The sequence below is a fragment of the Caulobacter sp. AVps16 genome, assembly GCF_058681455.1.
The window spans coordinates 1307675-1322392 of the sequence record NZ_CM178739.1; the positions used below are offsets into that span (position 1 = coordinate 1307675).

At 63.8% G+C, this 14718-nt stretch carries 17 protein-coding genes; 8 read left to right on the forward strand and 9 right to left on the reverse strand.

The genetic code is table 11. The features are described 5' to 3' along the window. Positions 1–49 precede the first annotated feature (49 nt). The 4 genes from ACW17U_RS06320 to ACW17U_RS06335 are packed head-to-tail and all read left to right on the forward strand — an operon-like array spanning position 50 to position 4099. Entirely contained in the window at positions 50–1372 is a 1323-nt protein-coding gene (locus ACW17U_RS06320; RefSeq protein WP_492055267.1) for a serine hydrolase domain-containing protein, read from the forward strand. A gap of 41 nt (positions 1373–1413) precedes the next feature. After that, positions 1414–2376: a quinone oxidoreductase family protein gene (locus tag ACW17U_RS06325; RefSeq protein ID WP_492055268.1), complete on the forward strand. Its 963-nt coding sequence runs from the start codon at positions 1414–1416 to the stop codon at positions 2374–2376. A gap of 11 nt (positions 2377–2387) precedes the next feature. Further along, positions 2388–3320 (forward strand): NAD(P)H-dependent flavin oxidoreductase, encoded by a 933-nt coding sequence (locus ACW17U_RS06330; protein WP_492055700.1) that lies wholly within the window; start codon positions 2388–2390, stop codon positions 3318–3320. An 11-nt stretch (positions 3321–3331) separates the two neighbouring features. Continuing rightward, a complete protein-coding gene (locus ACW17U_RS06335; protein WP_062146892.1) occupies positions 3332–4099 on the forward strand; it encodes an SDR family NAD(P)-dependent oxidoreductase in 768 nt (255 codons plus the stop codon). Positions 4100–4111: 12 nt separating this feature from the next. On the opposite strand, the gene ACW17U_RS06340 is transcribed toward ACW17U_RS06335, so the two are convergent. Further along, positions 4112–4954: an arginyltransferase gene (locus ACW17U_RS06340; RefSeq protein ID WP_062146890.1), complete on the reverse strand. Its 843-nt coding sequence runs from the start codon at positions 4952–4954 to the stop codon at positions 4112–4114. Positions 4955–5055: 101 nt separating this feature from the next. After that, positions 5056–5955, reverse strand: coding sequence for a flagellar motor protein MotB (locus ACW17U_RS06345; protein WP_062146888.1), 900 nt, complete (start codon positions 5953–5955; stop codon positions 5056–5058). 114 nt (positions 5956–6069) lie between these two features. On the opposite strand from ACW17U_RS06345, the gene ACW17U_RS06350 reads away from it, so the two are divergent. From ACW17U_RS06350 to ACW17U_RS06360, 3 genes are all read left to right on the forward strand, one after another. Continuing rightward, the gene (locus tag ACW17U_RS06350) at positions 6070–6924 is read left to right on the forward strand and encodes an NAD(P)-dependent oxidoreductase (protein WP_492055269.1); all 855 of its coding nucleotides are present in this window, start codon (positions 6070–6072) and stop codon (positions 6922–6924) included. Positions 6925–6926: 2 nt separating this feature from the next. After that, the gene (locus ACW17U_RS06355) at positions 6927–8006 is read left to right on the forward strand and encodes an alpha/beta fold hydrolase (RefSeq protein WP_492055270.1); all 1080 of its coding nucleotides are present in this window, start codon (positions 6927–6929) and stop codon (positions 8004–8006) included. A gap of 154 nt (positions 8007–8160) precedes the next feature. Beyond that, positions 8161–8397: a DUF2809 domain-containing protein gene (locus ACW17U_RS06360; RefSeq protein ID WP_492055701.1), complete on the forward strand. Its 237-nt coding sequence runs from the start codon at positions 8161–8163 to the stop codon at positions 8395–8397. Positions 8398–8399: 2 nt separating this feature from the next. Here ACW17U_RS06360 and ACW17U_RS06365 read toward each other — a convergent pair whose 3' ends face one another. Then, complete coding sequence (locus tag ACW17U_RS06365) at positions 8400–9248, reverse strand: metal-dependent hydrolase (RefSeq protein ID WP_492055271.1); 849 nt, start codon at positions 9246–9248, stop codon at positions 8400–8402. 72 nt (positions 9249–9320) lie between these two features. Between ACW17U_RS06365 and ACW17U_RS06370 the strand changes: the two genes are divergently transcribed. Beyond that, positions 9321–9935, forward strand: coding sequence for a TetR/AcrR family transcriptional regulator (locus tag ACW17U_RS06370; protein WP_492055272.1), 615 nt, complete (start codon positions 9321–9323; stop codon positions 9933–9935). On the opposite strand, the gene ACW17U_RS06375 is transcribed toward ACW17U_RS06370, so the two are convergent. The 6 genes from ACW17U_RS06375 to ACW17U_RS06400 form a co-directional block, all read right to left on the reverse strand. Then, positions 9932–10312, reverse strand: coding sequence for an NUDIX hydrolase (locus ACW17U_RS06375; protein ID WP_174515189.1), 381 nt, complete (start codon positions 10310–10312; stop codon positions 9932–9934). The genes ACW17U_RS06370 and ACW17U_RS06375 overlap by 4 nt on opposite strands. Continuing rightward, complete coding sequence (locus ACW17U_RS06380) at positions 10312–10713, reverse strand: hypothetical protein (RefSeq protein ID WP_492055273.1); 402 nt, start codon at positions 10711–10713, stop codon at positions 10312–10314. Before ACW17U_RS06380 ends, ACW17U_RS06375 begins: the two co-directional genes overlap by 1 nt. Next, positions 10713–11714, reverse strand: coding sequence for a porphobilinogen synthase (gene hemB, locus ACW17U_RS06385; protein ID WP_062146876.1), 1002 nt, complete (start codon positions 11712–11714; stop codon positions 10713–10715). Before hemB ends, ACW17U_RS06380 begins: the two co-directional genes overlap by 1 nt. Before the next feature lie 61 nt (positions 11715–11775). Next, positions 11776–12234, reverse strand: a complete 459-nt coding sequence (locus tag ACW17U_RS06390) for a DUF2147 domain-containing protein (RefSeq protein ID WP_062146874.1) — start codon at positions 12232–12234, stop codon at positions 11776–11778. Between the two features lie 154 nt (positions 12235–12388). Then, positions 12389–13891, reverse strand: a complete 1503-nt coding sequence (locus tag ACW17U_RS06395) for a flavin-containing monooxygenase (RefSeq protein ID WP_492055274.1) — start codon at positions 13889–13891, stop codon at positions 12389–12391. Positions 13892–14107: 216 nt separating this feature from the next. Continuing rightward, positions 14108–14560 (reverse strand): DUF2147 domain-containing protein, encoded by a 453-nt coding sequence (locus ACW17U_RS06400; protein WP_062146870.1) that lies wholly within the window; start codon positions 14558–14560, stop codon positions 14108–14110. Between the last annotated feature and the right edge of the window lie 158 nt (positions 14561–14718).

Genomic DNA, 14718 nt, shown 5'->3' on the forward strand with positions numbered 1-14718 from the left:
GCAATTCACCTTAAGGTCGCTTCAAACAAGTGTTCGAGGAATGCGCAGGATGACTTTGGGTCGGCTGTTCGGGACTGCTGTTGCGGTCGGTTTTCTGGCGCTCGCCGCGCCGCTGCAGGCAGCTCCAAAGAGTGGCCCGGCCGTCACCCTTGGCAGCGCATCGCCAGAAAGTGTCGGCTTTTCCAGTGAGCGGCTGAAGCGTCTCGACGCCAGCATGCAGGCGCTCGTGGATCAGGGCCATCTGCCCGGCGTCACGACCATGGTGGTTCGACACGGCAAGGTCGTTGCCTTCCAGGTCCATGGCAAGAAGGGCTTCGAAGGCCCGCCCATGACCCAGGACACGATCTTCCGGATCTATTCCCAGACCAAGCCGGTGACCGGCGTGGCCATGATGATGCTGTACGAAGAGGGCAAGTGGCGCCTCGACGACCCGGTCAGCAAATACATCCCCGAATTCGCCAATCTGCGTGTCTACAAGGGGCAGAATCCGGACGGGACCTTCATCACCGAAGCGGCCAATCGCCCTCCGACGATGCGCGAAATCATGAGTCACGCCGGCGGGTTCGCCTACGGGCTTGTCCCCGATAACCCTGTCGACAAGGCCTATGTCTCGACGGGCGTTCTGGGCAGCAAGACAGGCCAGGAGTTCATCGAGAAGATCGCGGCTCTGCCGCTCGTCGGCCAACCCGGCGCGCAGTGGAAGTACAGTGCTTCGGTCGATATCCAGGGCTATCTGGTCGAAAAGCTGTCGGGCCTGACCCTGGCCGACTTCATGCGGACGCGCATCTTCGAACCCCTGAAGATGGTCGATACCGGATTCTATCTGCCGGCCGAGAAGGCCGATCGAATGGCCTCGCTCTATGTCTGGGCTCCCAAGGCTCAGAAGCTGGTCCCGGCTGAAGGGTTCATGGTCCTGGACATCAGCAAGCCGCCCGTTGTGGCCTCGGGAGGCGGGGGCTTGGTTTCGACCAGCGCTGACTATGCGCGCTTCTCGCAGATGATCCTGAACGGCGGTGAGCTGGACGGTGCGCGCATTCTGTCGCCCAGCACCATCAAGCTGATGGGTTCGAACCATCTGAACGACGACATCATGACGGGCAAGGAGGGCTCGTTCACAAACGGTCGTGGCCAGGGGTTTGGTCTGGATTTCATGGTCATTACAGATCCTGCCAAGGCCGGCACACCGGCAGGCGAGGGGACGATCAGCTGGGGAGGCGCGGCCGGCACCTGGTTCTGGATCGACCCGAAGAATGACCTCTTCTTCCTCGGCATGATCCATATCCTCAACAAGGACGGTAACCCGGCCCTTCGCAATCTCGATGATATCAGCCAGCAGCTTGTCTATTCGGCTTTGGTCAAGCCGTCAAAATAACTGAATTAAAACAATAAAAAGATGGTTGGGGAGTGAGCGCCATGAAGGCTGCCGTCTATTACGAAACCGGTTCGCCGGACGTACTGCGCTATGAGGATGTCGCCGATCCGGCCTGCCATGCTTCTGGCGTGGTGATCCGGGTTGAAGCCGTCAGCATCGAAGGGGGCGACACCCTCAATCGTGGCGGCGGTCAGATGGCGGGTAGCCCGCATATCGTGGGCTACCAGGCGGCCGGCGAGATCGTCGAGGTCGGCGCTGGCGTCACTCACCTGAAGGTCGGCCAGAAAGTCGTGACCGTGAACGCCTTTGGCTCGCACGCCGAACTGCGCTCGGTTCCGGCCCGTAACGCTTGGCCGATCCCGGATGGCTTCGACATTCTCAAGGCCTCGGCCATTCCGGTGCCGTTCGGCACGGCCCATGAGTGCCTGTTTGGTCACGGCCAGCTGAAGGCCGGCGAGACCGTGCTGATCCAGGCCGGGGCGAGCGCCCTTGGCATTGCCGCCATCCAGCTGGCCAAGCGGGCCGGGGCGACAGTGCTGGCCACTGCCTCCAGCGACGCGCGGCTCGAGCGCCTGAAGGCCTTTGGCCTCGACAATGGGATCAATTACAGCCGCGACGACACGGTCGAGCAGGTGATGAAGCTCACGGGCGGCAAAGGCGTCGACCTGGTGGTTGATCCGGTAGGCGGAGCGACCCTGCAAGCCAGCTTGGGATCGCTGGGCTATCGCGGCCGGGTTTCGCTGGTCGGCAATGCCGGGCGCGAGCCCATGATGGTGGATGTCTCATCTTTGATGGGTGGCAACCGGCGGCTTTCGGGCGTTTTCCTGGGCGCCGAGATCATGACCGACCGCGTCCACGACATGATCCAGACCCTGATCGATGAAGCCACGCGCGGTGAACTGCAGGTGATCATCGACAAGACCTTCCCGCTTTCGGAAGCCGCCGCCGCCCACGCCTATATCGAGAGCCGCCAGGCCGTGGGCCGGGTGCTGCTGATCCCATGAGCGAGACGACAATGAACCGCGTTCTGGCCCATACGGGTGCAAGATATCCCATCGTTCAGGCTCCGATGGGCTGGATCGCCCGCTATCCCCTGGCTTCGGCGGTGTCGCGGGCCGGCGGGCTGGGGATCATCGAGACCTCGTCCGGCGAGACCGAAACCTGCAAGGCCGAGATCCGCAAGATGGCCGAGGCGGGCCTGCCGTTCGGCGTGAATCTGCCCATCATGTTCCTGCGCGACGACTCGATGCTGAAGTTCGTCTGCGAGAGCGGGGTCAAGTTCGTCACCACCTCGGCGGGCAGCCCGGCCAAGTTCATCGGCCCGCTGAAGGACGCCGGCATCGTCGTCTATCACGCCGTGCCGACGGTGGACGCGGCAGTCAAATGCGCCGAAGCGGGCATCGACGGCCTGGTGGTCGAAGGCGCTGAGGGCGGTGGCTTCAAGAACCCCGAAGAAGTCTCGACCCTGGTGTTGCTGCAGGCCATTCGGGCCCGTGTTGATGTTCCCCTGATCGCGGCCGGCGGAATCTGCGATGGCCGCGGCATGGCGGCCGCCTTCGCCCTGGGGGCCGAAGCGATTCAGATGGGCACCCGGTTCGTAAGCTCCGCCGAAAGCCCGGTGCACGAAAACTACAAGGCTGCCATCACGGGCAGCAAGGAGACCGGCACCTGGATCCTCAACAAGAAGGCCAGTCCGTGTATTCGCGCCCTGAAATCTGAGCGCACCAAGACCATCCATGACGAAGGCCTGATGCCACCGGACGCCTTGAAGGGCATCCTGGGCGTCTATTTTGGCGGCGACATGGAAGCGGCCCCCGCCTTGGCGGGCCAAACCGTCGGCCTGATCGATGAGGTCAAGACGGCCAAGCAGATCATCGACGAAACCGTGAGCCAGTTTCACGACATCACCGGGCGTCTCGGCGCGCTGGCCGCTAAGCGCGGCTTCTGAAGGACCTGACCATGCAAAACCTTTTCTCGCTCGAAGGCCGCGTTGCGGTCGTGACCGGCGGCTCGCGCGGTATCGGCGCGATGATCGCCAAGGGCTTCCTGACCTATGGTGCCAAGCGGGTCTATATCACTGCCCGCAAGGCCGCTGCCTGCGACGCCGCCGCTGAAGACCTGAGCCAATACGGCGAATGCGTCTCGCTGCCGGGCGATATCTCGACCATGGAAGGCATTGAAGGCCTGGCGTCGCGGATCAGGGAGCGCGAGGACAAGCTCGACATCCTGGTCAATAACGCCGGTGCGGCCTGGGGCGCGGCCTTCGACGAGTTTCCGGAAAGCGGCTGGGACAAGACGGTCGACCTGAACATGAAGACCCCGTTCTTCCTGACCCAGGCCCTGATCGCTCCGCTACGCGCTGCCGCCCAGGACCGGGTGGCCAAGGTGATCAATATCTGCTCCATCGACGGCCAGTCGGTGACCCGGGACGAGACCTATCCCTACGGGGCGTCCAAGGCGGGTCTGTTGCACATGACCAAGCGCATGGCCCTGCGCCTGGCTGCCGACAATATTGCGGTGTCGGCCATCGCGCCTGGTGCCTTCGCCTCGGACATGAACAAGGTCGCTCGCGACCATGCCGACGCGGTGGCCAAGGCCATTCCCGCTGGCCGTATCGGCTCGGAAGAAGACATGGCCGGCGCAGCCATCTATCTGGCCTCGCGCGCGGGGGACTATGTGATGGGCGGCGCTGTTACGGTTGATGGCGGAGTCAGCTTCGCCCGCTAGTGATTGAGCGCCCTAGATTTCCTGCAGGATGGCGGGCTGGGCATCGCTCATGTTCAGCTCGTCATCACCGGCGTCGCGCAACAGAGTCATGGAGCGCGGCGAGCGGGCACCGCGTTCGCGGGCGGACATCAGGGCCCAGCCACCGGGCTTGAGGATCTCAAGAGGCGAGAAGCGGGCCTTGTAGGCCATCTTCTCGCTGCCCGGGACCCAGTAGCCCAGATAGACATAGGGCAAGGCCGACTGCTGAGCCTGGACCAGATGATCCAGAATGATGAACGATCCCAGGCTTCGTTTGATGAGGTCCGGATCGTAGAAGCTGTAGACCAGCGATAGGCCGTCCGCGAGCACGTCGACCAAGACGCATGCGATCAGGTCGCCGGGTCCGCGGTCTTGTGACTTGCGACGATACTCGATCAGATGGGTTCGGACCGCCGTGTCCTCGACCATGGCCACATAGTCGGGCCAGGTCATTTCAGCCATGCCGCCGGCGGCATGTCGGGTCAGGAGGTACCGCCGGAGCAGCTCGAACTGTTCCAGGGTCGCTTCAGACTCGACCAGGTGGCGTTCCAGATCGCCATTGCGGGCGAGTACCCGCCGCTCTGACCGGGAGAAGACGTAGTCCCCAGCCGGTGCACGAGCGGATTGACAGGCGCGGCAGGTTTCGCAGGCGGGCCGGTAGGCGATGTTCTGCGACCGACGAAAGCCGACCTGGGTCAGACTGTCATTGACGGTGGGTCCATCCGAGAGAGGGAGGTGCGCAAACACCTTGCGTTCTTCCCGGCCCGGCAGATAGGGGCAGGGGGTCGGAGCCGTGAGGAAGAACCGAAGCTGTCGCGTCGGAAAATGCTGCGTCACGGAAGCGTCCGTCCCCTTTTCAGCGGCTCTTAGCCGTCAGATGATTAGGGGGCGCCGCGAGCGCTTGTGCAAGCGTCGCGAGCCTCGTGAGCGGCATACGGTCACAACCCATCGGGCAGAACCGGCTTTTCACGGAGCAGGACGATCGAGATCCGCCTGTTGCCGGCCAGGGTGGGGTCGTCCGCATAGAGCGGCTCGGAATTGGCCTTGCCGGAGACCTGATAGATCCGGTCGTCATTGACCCCGGCATTGCGGAGCACCAAGCGAGCGGCGTCGGCGCGGGTGGCCGAGAGCGACCAGTCGCTGTCGCTCTTTCTCCCCAGCGCATTGGCACTCGTGTGGCCCGAGACCGTAACCCGGTTGGGCAGCTGGGTGATGATCTTGGCGACAGCGCGCAGCAGGATCTTGGCGCGGTCATTGGGCTCCTTCGAGTTCTCCTTGAACATCGAGCGGCCTTCCTGGTCGATCAGCTGAATGCGCAGGCCTTCAGGGGTCTGGTCGATCATGATCTGTTTGGACAGTTCGGCCAGTTCCGGCATTTCCTGCAGGGATTGACGCAGGGACTGTGCCGCCGAGGCGAAACTGTCCTGTTCCTTCTTGGCCAGGGCATCGCGGAGCGCTTCCTCGCTGGCGGAGTCGAGGCTGGCGGTCGTTGAGCTCTGCCCATCCTTGTTGGTGTGGTCAGGGGCTTCCGGTGCCATTTGCTCGACGACCGACATCTTGCCATCGGCCTTGGCCCCGTCATCGCCGAGCGATGTGCCACCAAGAATGCCGCCCGATCCGCTGGTCGTGGACGAGATGCTGGCCGGGGCAAAGTAGTCGGCGATGCCTTGCTTCTGCTCCGGGCTGGTGGAGTTGAGCAGCCACATCAGCAGGAAGAAGGCCATCATGGCGGTCACGAAGTCGGCGTAGGCGACTTTCCATGCGCCGCCATGGTGGCCGCCGCCGACCACCTTCTTGACCTTCTTGATGACAATAGGCGCTTCGCCGCTGACGGCCATCGTGCTTAAGCCTGCTTAACCCTGTTCCACGGAAGTTGCCCTGCGGACGTTAAGATGGGGTTGCGAAGCGGGCGTGAGCAGGTGAAATCGCAGGGTCTTCGGGGAGTGCTTGGTATGAAAACGGCGTTTATCGGCCTTGGCGTGATGGGCTACCCCATGGCGGGTCATCTCAAGGCTGCCGGGCACGAGGTCAGCGTCTTCAATCGCAGTCCTGACAAGGCGAATCGCTGGGCGGCCGAACATGGCGGCGCGGCCTTCGAAACGGTCGAGGACGCTGTCGCAGGCTGTGAACTGGTCGTGCTCTGCGTCGGCAACGATGATGATGTGCGTGGCGTCATGGCGCGAGCTCTGCCCGGCCTGCAGAAGGGCTCAGTGATCGTCGACCACACCACGACATCCGCAACGGTCGCGCGCGATATGGCGGAACTGGCCAGGCAATCGGGCTGCTTCTTCATTGATGCGCCGGTGTCGGGAGGGCAGGCGGGTGCAGTGAATGGGCAGCTGACCATCATGGCCGGCGGTGACGCCGATGCGTACGCTCGCATCGAACCGGTTATCGCAGCCTATGCCAAGGCCAGCCGGCGCATGGGCGAGGTGGGCTCCGGGCAGTTGACCAAGATGTGCAACCAGATCGCTATCGCCGGCCTGGTCCAGGGTGTGGCCGAAGCCCTGCATTTCGCCAAGCGCGCGGGGCTGCCGACCGACGACGTCCTCGCAGCCATCTCCAAGGGGGCTGCCCAGTCCTGGCAGATGGAAAACCGCTGGGCGACCATGGCCGAGGGCAGGTTCGACTTTGGCTTTGCCGTCGACTGGATGCGCAAGGATCTGGGGATTGCCCTGGCCGAAGCGCACCGCAATGGTGCCAAGCTTGAGGGCACCGCCATGATCGACCAGTTCTATGCCGAGATCCAGGCCATGGGCGGCAACCGCTGGGATACATCCAGCCTCGTGGCAAGACTGGAGCCATAGTCATGCTGATGCGCCGTCTGTCTCTCATTATCGCGGCTCTCGCCGCGTTCGCAGCCCCGGCCGCAGCCGCACCGGCCGTCGCGCCGAAGGAGGGGGATTTCGTTGTCCGGGACTTCAAGTTTCGCACTGGCGAAGTGCTGCCGGAGCTTCGCCTGCACTACACCACACTGGGAGAGCCCCGGCGCGACGCCAGTGGCCGAGTGACCAATGCGGTGATGCTGCTGCACGGCACCGGCGGGACGGGAAGGCAGTTCCTGAGCCCCCAGTTCGCCGACGAGCTGTTGGTCCCCGGCGGCCTGCTGGACCCAGCCAAATACTATGTGATCCTTCCGGATGGCATAGGCCATGGCAAGTCGTCCAAGCCCAGCGACGGCCTGCAGGCGCGCTTTCCGCAGTACGACTATGACGATATGGTCGCGGCACAGCACCTGCTGCTGACCCAGGGCCTGAAGGTGGATCGGCTGCGACTGTTGCTCGGAACGTCGATGGGCTGCATGCACGGCTTCGTCTGGGGTGAGACATACCCGGACTTCGCCGTCGCCATGGCCCCCTTTGCCTGCCTGCCCAACGAGATCGCGGGTCGCAATCGCATGTGGCGCAAGCTGCTCATCGACGCGATCACCAAGGATCCGGCCTGGAAGGGTGGGACCTATGTCGAGCAACCGAAAGAAGGCCTGCGCACGGCGCTGGGCCTGCTGATGGTGGCCGGCCTCTCGCCGCTGCCCGCCCAGATCGCCAGCCCGACCCGCGAGGCCGCTGACAAGGCGGTGGATGACTATTTCACTGCCCGGCTGCCGCCGCTGGACGCCAATGACCTGATCTATGCCGTCGGGGCTTCCCGCACCTATGATCCGTCGCCGAAGCTGGAGAGCATCACCGCGCCGGTGCTGTGGATCAACTCGGCCGACGACTTCATCAATCCGCCGGAGCTGGGCATCGCCGAGGCCCAGGCCAAGCGCCTGAAGAACGGGACCTTCGTTCTCTTGCCGATCAGCGAGAAGACAAAAGGGCATGGCAGCCATACCTGGGCAGTCCTCTGGAAGGACAGGCTGGCCGCGTTTCTGAAGGCTACGGAGCGATAGGCGATCCAATGCGGGGCTGGTTCCGCCAGAACGCCTTGTTTATGCGCTCCTGGCGCTGGGCATTTTTGGGGTCGAGGTTCTGATCGCGCTTTGCGTCACCGACCGTCTGATCCGGCCCTATGTCGGAGACGCCCTGGCGGTCGCGCTGGTCTATCTGGCGCTGCGGGCAGCGACGTCAATCAGGATGGCAGCTGCGCTGGCCGTGGCCCTGGGTCTGGCGTTTGCCATCGAACTGGGCCAGCGGATGAATGTCCTTGGCCTTGCGGGCCTGGAGGACAATCGGCTGGCCCGGACGATTTTCGGCGGCGTCTTCGACTTTAAGGATTTTGTCGCCAACGCCGCCGGCGGCGCGGTTGTCTGGCTCGTGGAGCGCACTCGAAGGCGGAACTAGGGCTATTCCGCTGCCATGGCCGGGGTGAACTGCTCCCGCATGCCCGCCAGGCGCTCGCGATTGTCGTGGTCCCAGGGATGAAAGCCCGGACGATACCAGGCCCGGTACTCCCGCCCGCAGCGGCGGAACAGGCCCGGCGTTCCGAACAGGAACCACAACACCTTGGCGCGGGCGACACCGCGCTTCATGCCGTCGGCGACCAGCAGGTCCGAGGCATAGACCGTGATGTTGCGCGTGAACATGATGCTGATCAGAACCATAACCCTGACACGCAGCTTGTAACGGTCCAGTGGCTTCCAGTGCTTGGTGACTTCCTGGAAGACGTCGAAGGCCACGGCCTTGTGTTCGGTCTCTTCGAGGGCATGCCACTGCCAGAGGCGCTTCATCTCGGGGTCGGTATTCGCAAACAGGTCGTCGTCACGCATGAAGGCGTCGGCCATCATCGAGGTGAAATGCTCCAGAGCGATCGTCGCGCCGAGCATGGCCATCGGGCCCCGGCCGCGAACCATGGCCGTGCGCTCCTTCACCTGGGCCTCGATCGCCGCGACCGGGTAGCGGCTGCGGTCCAGGCCACCGTTCATCGCCACATGTTCGCGCGAGTGAATGGCTTCCTGGGTGATGAAGGCCTTGGCGTCATCCAGCAGCTTGCCTGACAGCTTGGGCCGATAGTGGCGCACGGCGTCCATGAAAAGGCGCTCGCCATCTGGGAAGGTCAGGGACAGGGCGTTGAAGACGGCGGTGCCGACGACATCGCCACCGAGCCATGCGCCCTTGCTGGCGGCCTGGGTGTCAAAATGTAGATCGCGCGGGATGACAGAAACGTCGTCCGGAGTGCTGCGTTGGGTAGCCATGGCGTTCTGTCCTGCCTCAGGATAGGGCTTGTATGGTCAAGCCTGACGCTACAATTGGTGTTACCGACAAAAATGTCAATAGAGCATTCGCAGTGTCGTACGCGACATCGTCGTTCGCCTGAGGCTTCGCGCGACAACATCCTGGCCGCCGCCGAGACGATCCTTCTGGCCTCGGGTCCGCAGGACCTGAAGCTCGTCGAGGTGGCCAAGGGGGCTGGTGTGGCCAATGCCACGGTCCTGCACCACTTCGGGTCGATCGACGGCGTGCAGACCGCCCTGATGGAACGGATGATCCGACAATTGGTCGACGACGTGCTGGCCATCACCACCGGCGAGGGACGGGGCGCGGCCTTTGCCGGCGAGGGCATGAGGGCCCTGTTCGACGCCTTCGAGTCGAAAGGGGCGGCGCGTCTGGCCGCCTGGCTGGCCCTTACCGGACAGGCGTCTCGCATGACCGGCGTTCAAGAGGCCGTTCAGGAAGTCATCGAAGCGCGCATCAGCCAGATCGACGGCGTCTCGGCCGAGGTGATGGGCGACTTCATTCTGGGCTGTGTGACCTACGCGCTGGGGGTCGGCCTGTTTGGGTCGCCGCTGGGCGAACTGCTGGGCAAGCCGCCCGGCCGAGCGCGCGAGGTGGCGCTGGGTATTCTGCAAGCCCGACTGGCGGCGGCGGCGCTCGGCGCCTAGAGGACGGCCAGCACCACGCGCATCAGGGGCGCTAGACGGATATCGCCCGGCGCGGCGATGTCGATCCAGGCCATTTCCTCGATCTCGGCGTGCACCCCGATCTCGCCCTCGACCTTGGCCAGATAGGTCGCCGCGCGAACAAGATGGTCCGGCTCGTTGGCGGCCGGCGCCTCGAACCGTCCCAGCAGCGTGGCCTCGACCAGCCGGCAGCCCAGTTCCTCGTCGAGTTCGCGGGCCAGGGCCGTGAGGTCGTCCTCGCCCGGCTCGCGCTTGCCGCCGGGCTTCATGAAGATCGCCGTGCCGCGCTTGCGGACCACCAGCATCCGGCCGGCATCGTCGTGGATGACGGCGGTGACGATATCGAGGATCGGCTGGATCATGGATCCAGCTTGGCCAATGTGAGGCCGCCCGCGCCGTCATAAACTGTGCCGTCAGATCGGCCACGTTGGTTGGCGATAGTGGCTACGAAGTGTCGACCGTATGGCTTTGAGTCCGCGAAGCGAAGCGTCAGGCGTGAGAAGTCGTCGAGCGTTGCGCCGTGTATTGCCGCCAGCTCATGAAGCCATCGAGTGTATTGCAACAATGCGTCGGACAAGACCGTCGACGGCATGGCACCGCATATGGCACCCGCGATGAAGTCGATTTCGAGGAAGCCTTCTGATGAGTTCTTAGCTTCTTCAAAGATGTCGTAGCCGTCGAGCCCTATCGGCAGGCCAAGCCCCGTTGAGATAGAGTCACCCAGATTGTGAGCGATTGATCTCAGCGTACCAAACCGCATCAGCCGAGCTTTTCCGCCGCCCAGGGCGCGAAATAGCTGATGATCCCGGCCGCGCCGGCCCGTTTGAAGGCGGTCAGGCTTTCGAGGATGGCCCGTTCCTCGTCGATCCAGCCGTTCATGCCGGCGGCCTTGATCATCGCGTACTCGCCGGACACCTGGAAGGCGTAGGTGGGCATGCGGAACTCGTCGACCAGACGGCGCAGGATATCCAGATAGGGCATGCCCGGCTTGACCATGACCATGTCGGCACCCTCGGCGATGTCGAGCGCGACTTCGCGGATGGCCTCCTCGGTGTTGGCCGGGTCCATCTGATAGGTCTTCTTGTCACCCTGGCCGCCGGCCAGCTTGGCCGAGCCGATGGCGTCGCGATACGGGCCATAGAAGGCCGAAGCGTACTTGGCGGCATAGGACATGATCAGGGTGTCCTGGAAGTTCGCGCCTTCCAGCGCCGCGCGCAGGGCGCCGATGCGGCCGTCCATCATGTCGGACGGGGCCAGGATATCGGCACCGGCCTGCGCCTGCATCAGTCCCTGTTCGATCAGGCGTTCGATGGTCGGATCATTGAGGATCTTGCCACCCTCGACGACGCCGTCGTGGCCGTGGTTCGTGAAGGGGTCCAGGGCCACGTCGCACATGATCCCGACTTCGGGTGCGGCGTCCTTCATGGCCTTGACCGCGCGAGGGATGACGCCGTCCGGATCGGCGGCGATCGAGCCGGCGGCGTCTTTCCTGGCACCGTCGATGTGCGGGAAGATGGCGATAGCCGGGATGCCCAGGTCACGGGCCCGGACAGCGGCCTTGGCGGCTTCCTTGACGCTCAGGCGCTCGACGCCCGGCATCGAAGCCACCGGGATCACGCCTTCGCCTTCATGCACGATCATCGACCAGATCAGGTCGGAGGGGCGCACCTCGGCCTCGCGGACCAGGCGGCGGGTCCAGTCAGCCTGGCGAACGCGGCGCAGGCGGGTAGCGGGGTAGGGGGCGAGCGGGGGCGTGGTCATGGTCTAGGGTTTCGCGCGGTCGGGCCCGCGAGGCAAGCCACACCTGCCCTTAAGGCGTGTTCTAGGGGCTGACCGAGGACGCCATGACCGAGCTCGGGTCCACCCGTGTCCAGATTTGTGACTTGCACAGAATGCCACCCAGCACGCAGCCCTTGGCCTTAAGGGTCTTGGCGTCCAGTACCTCAGCGGTGCCGGCGAAGGTCATGTTGAGATCGGGCACGAAGACCCTGCCGCGCCATGCCCCGTTCTTGTCAGGCGCAAAGTCCCGAAGGAGCTGCAGGCCGACGAGGTTGGCCGAACCGCCCTTGCGGGCGTCGGCCTTGGCATGAGCACTGGCCCAGACCACCACGCCGCAGGCTGTTGCGCCGCAATCCTTGATCTCGAGATGGACGCTGTTCTTGGGGTTGCGCCACACGCCATAGGTCGTGGCGTTGTCGGGGGCGCTGGCAGCCACGGCAGGGCTGGACGCCAGGCCAAGCGCCGCCGAGACCGCAATCACGCCGAACATTCTCATACGCATCTTGGTTAGCGCCTCCACGGGTGAGCAGACTTGGAGGCAGGCCGGTCCATTGGCAAGGGGGAGCGCGCCGCAGGCGACTTCGAAACCGCTCGGGGTTCACGGCGCGGATCGCTACCGGATCACCGGATCCGGCCACATCCGCGCCCCAGCGCGATCAGGAATAGACGAAGCTGGCCTCGTCCAGATCGATGGCCGGCAGGTCATCCTTTTCCCGCCAATAGTCCTGGGTATGCCGCCACTCCGGCTTGTCGCCAGCCTTGGGCAAGAGATGCATGCCGCGCATCAGATAGCCCGGATTGAAGTTTTCCGGATCAATCCAGCCCGACAGTGGCATGTCCTTGTCTTCCGGACGGAGCGCGACCTCGACCTGTTTGGCCCCCTTGGCCTCCATGTGGGACAGCAGGCGGCACACGAAATCGGCGATCAGGTCGGCTCGCAGGGTCCAACTGGCGCGGAAGTAGCCAAAGACCCAGGCCATGTTGGGCACGCCGGTGAACATCATGCCGCGATAGGTGACGGTGTCCGCGAAATTCAGCGGCTTGCCGTCGATCGCGAAGTCAATGTCGCCCAGCACATTCAGGTTGAAGCCGGTCGCCGTGACGATGATGTCCGCCTCGAGCTGTTCGCCCGATTTCAGAAGGAGCCCGGTCCTGGTAAAGCGTTCGATCTCGTCGGTGACCACGGAAGCCTTGCCCGAGGCTATGCCCTGGAACAGGTCGCCGTCCGGCACGAAGGCGATCCGCTGGCGCCAGGGGCGGTAGTGTGGGGTGAAGTGCTTGGCGATGTCGAAGTCTTCGCCGAGGAAGGCTTTCACGCCCTCCAGCAGTTCGGCCTTGACCGCGTCGGGCTCGGCGACCGCGCGATGGGTGAACATTTCCTGGTCGAACAGGGCCTTGCGACGGACGATCTCGTGGATCCAGGTCTCGTCGATCTGCAGTTCACGCAGGGTATTGGCCAGGTCGTTCTCATTGCGCCCGGGGACGAAATAGGTCGGTGAGCGCTGCAGCAGGGTGACGTGGCTGCAGTCCCCGGCAATGGCGGGCACCAGGGTCGCCGCCGTGGCCCCCGAGCCGATGACCACGACCTTCTTGCCCTTGTAATCGAGGGCCTCGGGCCATTCCTGCGGATGGATGATCTGGCCCGCATAGTCGGCCATGCCGGGCCATTGGGGTGTGTAGCCCTGCAATTGGCGATAGTAGCCCTGGCACATCCAGAGGAAGTTGGTTGTGAAGCGCAGAACCGCTCCGTCGTTGCGGGTGACCTCCAGCGACCACAGCTTGTCCTGGCTGGACCAGCGGGCTGTGGTGATCCTGTGGCCATAGCGGATGTGGTTGCCCAGATCGTTGTCCTCGATCACCTCGCCCATGTATTTCAGGATCTCGGCGGCGCTGGCGATCGGTGGTCCGACCCAGGGCTTGAACCGATATCCGAAGGTATAGAGGTCGCTGTCGGAACGGATGCCGGGATAGGTATGGCTGCGCCAGGTTCCACCAAAGTCGCCGAGCGCTTCGAGGACGACGAAGCGTGTTCCCGGGCGTTGCTGGGTCAGGTGGTAAGCCCCGCCGACACCGGAAATTCCGGCCCCGACGATGATCACGTCGAAATGCTCGATCGACGACTTTTGCGGCGCTCTCTCGAGCGTAGAAGTGTCCGTCATGCGCGTCTTCCCTGGGCGGAGAACCCCATGAGGTCCGCCGCGTGCCCTCGCCAAAAGTCGATGCCTCTGCGGGCATCTAACTAAACGCCGTAAACCTACACGCTGCCGCGAGGTTTGATCAGGATCAAGCGCCTTGTTGTCATTGGATAGGCTGGGGGCCGCAACGGGCAGCGATGGATGGGCCGCAAATCGTTGGGATGAGCCGGATGCGGCTGCCTAGCTGGGAGCGCGGCCCGTGCTGGCCGTGACGGTTTCGACCCGGGTCCAGATCTGTGACTTGCAGATCAGCTTGCCGAGTACGCACCCCTTGGCGTGCATCGTCCGGGCGTCAAGGAACTCTGCTGTGCCAACCAGGGTGACCCGCAAGGTGGGCACGAAGACCTTTCCGCGCATCATGCGATTTCCGACGGGCTCAAATTCTCGCAGAAGCTGCTGGCCGATCAGGGTGTCATAGCCACTCTTGCGCGCATCAGCCTGGGCCTTTGGGCTGGCATAGACGACCACGCCGCAGGTCGTGGCCCCGCAGCTCTTGATCTCGACCCGAACATTGTCCTTCGGATTGCGCCAGACGCCATAGCCTAGCGCGCTCTCGCCGGCCGCATGGGCAGGAACAGAGATGAGGCCGACAACTGCGGCAGACAGAACTGCGACGAGCTTCAAACTATGCATGCGAAAAGGTAACGCCTCCGGAGGCGTGATCTGCGATCAATGCGCTCTATGATCAAGGGGTTGTGGCATTCCAGGCACTACACAACGTGTAACAGTGGATTTCAGGATACAGGGTCTGGTGGGGCAGTGTTTCGGGTTCGGGCGTTGAAGGATGAGCC

Excerpts from the sequence above, each read along its gene's own strand:
- ACW17U_RS06320 (WP_492055267.1), top strand. The coding sequence starts at position 50 with ATGACTTTGGGTCGGCTGTTCGGGACTGCTGTTGCGGTCGGTTTTCTG.
- ACW17U_RS06325 (WP_492055268.1), top strand. The coding sequence starts at position 1,414 with ATGAAGGCTGCCGTCTATTACGAAACCGGTTCGCCGGACGTACTGCGC.
- ACW17U_RS06330 (WP_492055700.1), top strand. The coding sequence starts at position 2,388 with ATGAACCGCGTTCTGGCCCATACGGGTGCAAGATATCCCATCGTTCAG.
- ACW17U_RS06335 (WP_062146892.1), top strand. The coding sequence starts at position 3,332 with ATGCAAAACCTTTTCTCGCTCGAAGGCCGCGTTGCGGTCGTGACCGGC.
- ACW17U_RS06345 (WP_062146888.1), bottom strand. The coding sequence starts at position 5,955 with ATGGCCGTCAGCGGCGAAGCGCCTATTGTCATCAAGAAGGTCAAGAAG.
- ACW17U_RS06350 (WP_492055269.1), top strand. The coding sequence starts at position 6,070 with ATGAAAACGGCGTTTATCGGCCTTGGCGTGATGGGCTACCCCATGGCG.
- ACW17U_RS06355 (WP_492055270.1), top strand. The coding sequence starts at position 6,927 with ATGCTGATGCGCCGTCTGTCTCTCATTATCGCGGCTCTCGCCGCGTTC.
- ACW17U_RS06365 (WP_492055271.1), bottom strand. The coding sequence starts at position 9,248 with ATGGCTACCCAACGCAGCACTCCGGACGACGTTTCTGTCATCCCGCGC.
- ACW17U_RS06370 (WP_492055272.1), top strand. The coding sequence starts at position 9,321 with ATGTCAATAGAGCATTCGCAGTGTCGTACGCGACATCGTCGTTCGCCT.
- ACW17U_RS06380 (WP_492055273.1), bottom strand. The coding sequence starts at position 10,713 with ATGCGGTTTGGTACGCTGAGATCAATCGCTCACAATCTGGGTGACTCT.
- hemB (WP_062146876.1), bottom strand. The coding sequence starts at position 11,714 with ATGACCACGCCCCCGCTCGCCCCCTACCCCGCTACCCGCCTGCGCCGC.
- ACW17U_RS06390 (WP_062146874.1), bottom strand. The coding sequence starts at position 12,234 with ATGCGTATGAGAATGTTCGGCGTGATTGCGGTCTCGGCGGCGCTTGGC.
- ACW17U_RS06395 (WP_492055274.1), bottom strand. The coding sequence starts at position 13,891 with ATGACGGACACTTCTACGCTCGAGAGAGCGCCGCAAAAGTCGTCGATC.
- ACW17U_RS06400 (WP_062146870.1), bottom strand. The coding sequence starts at position 14,560 with ATGCATAGTTTGAAGCTCGTCGCAGTTCTGTCTGCCGCAGTTGTCGGC.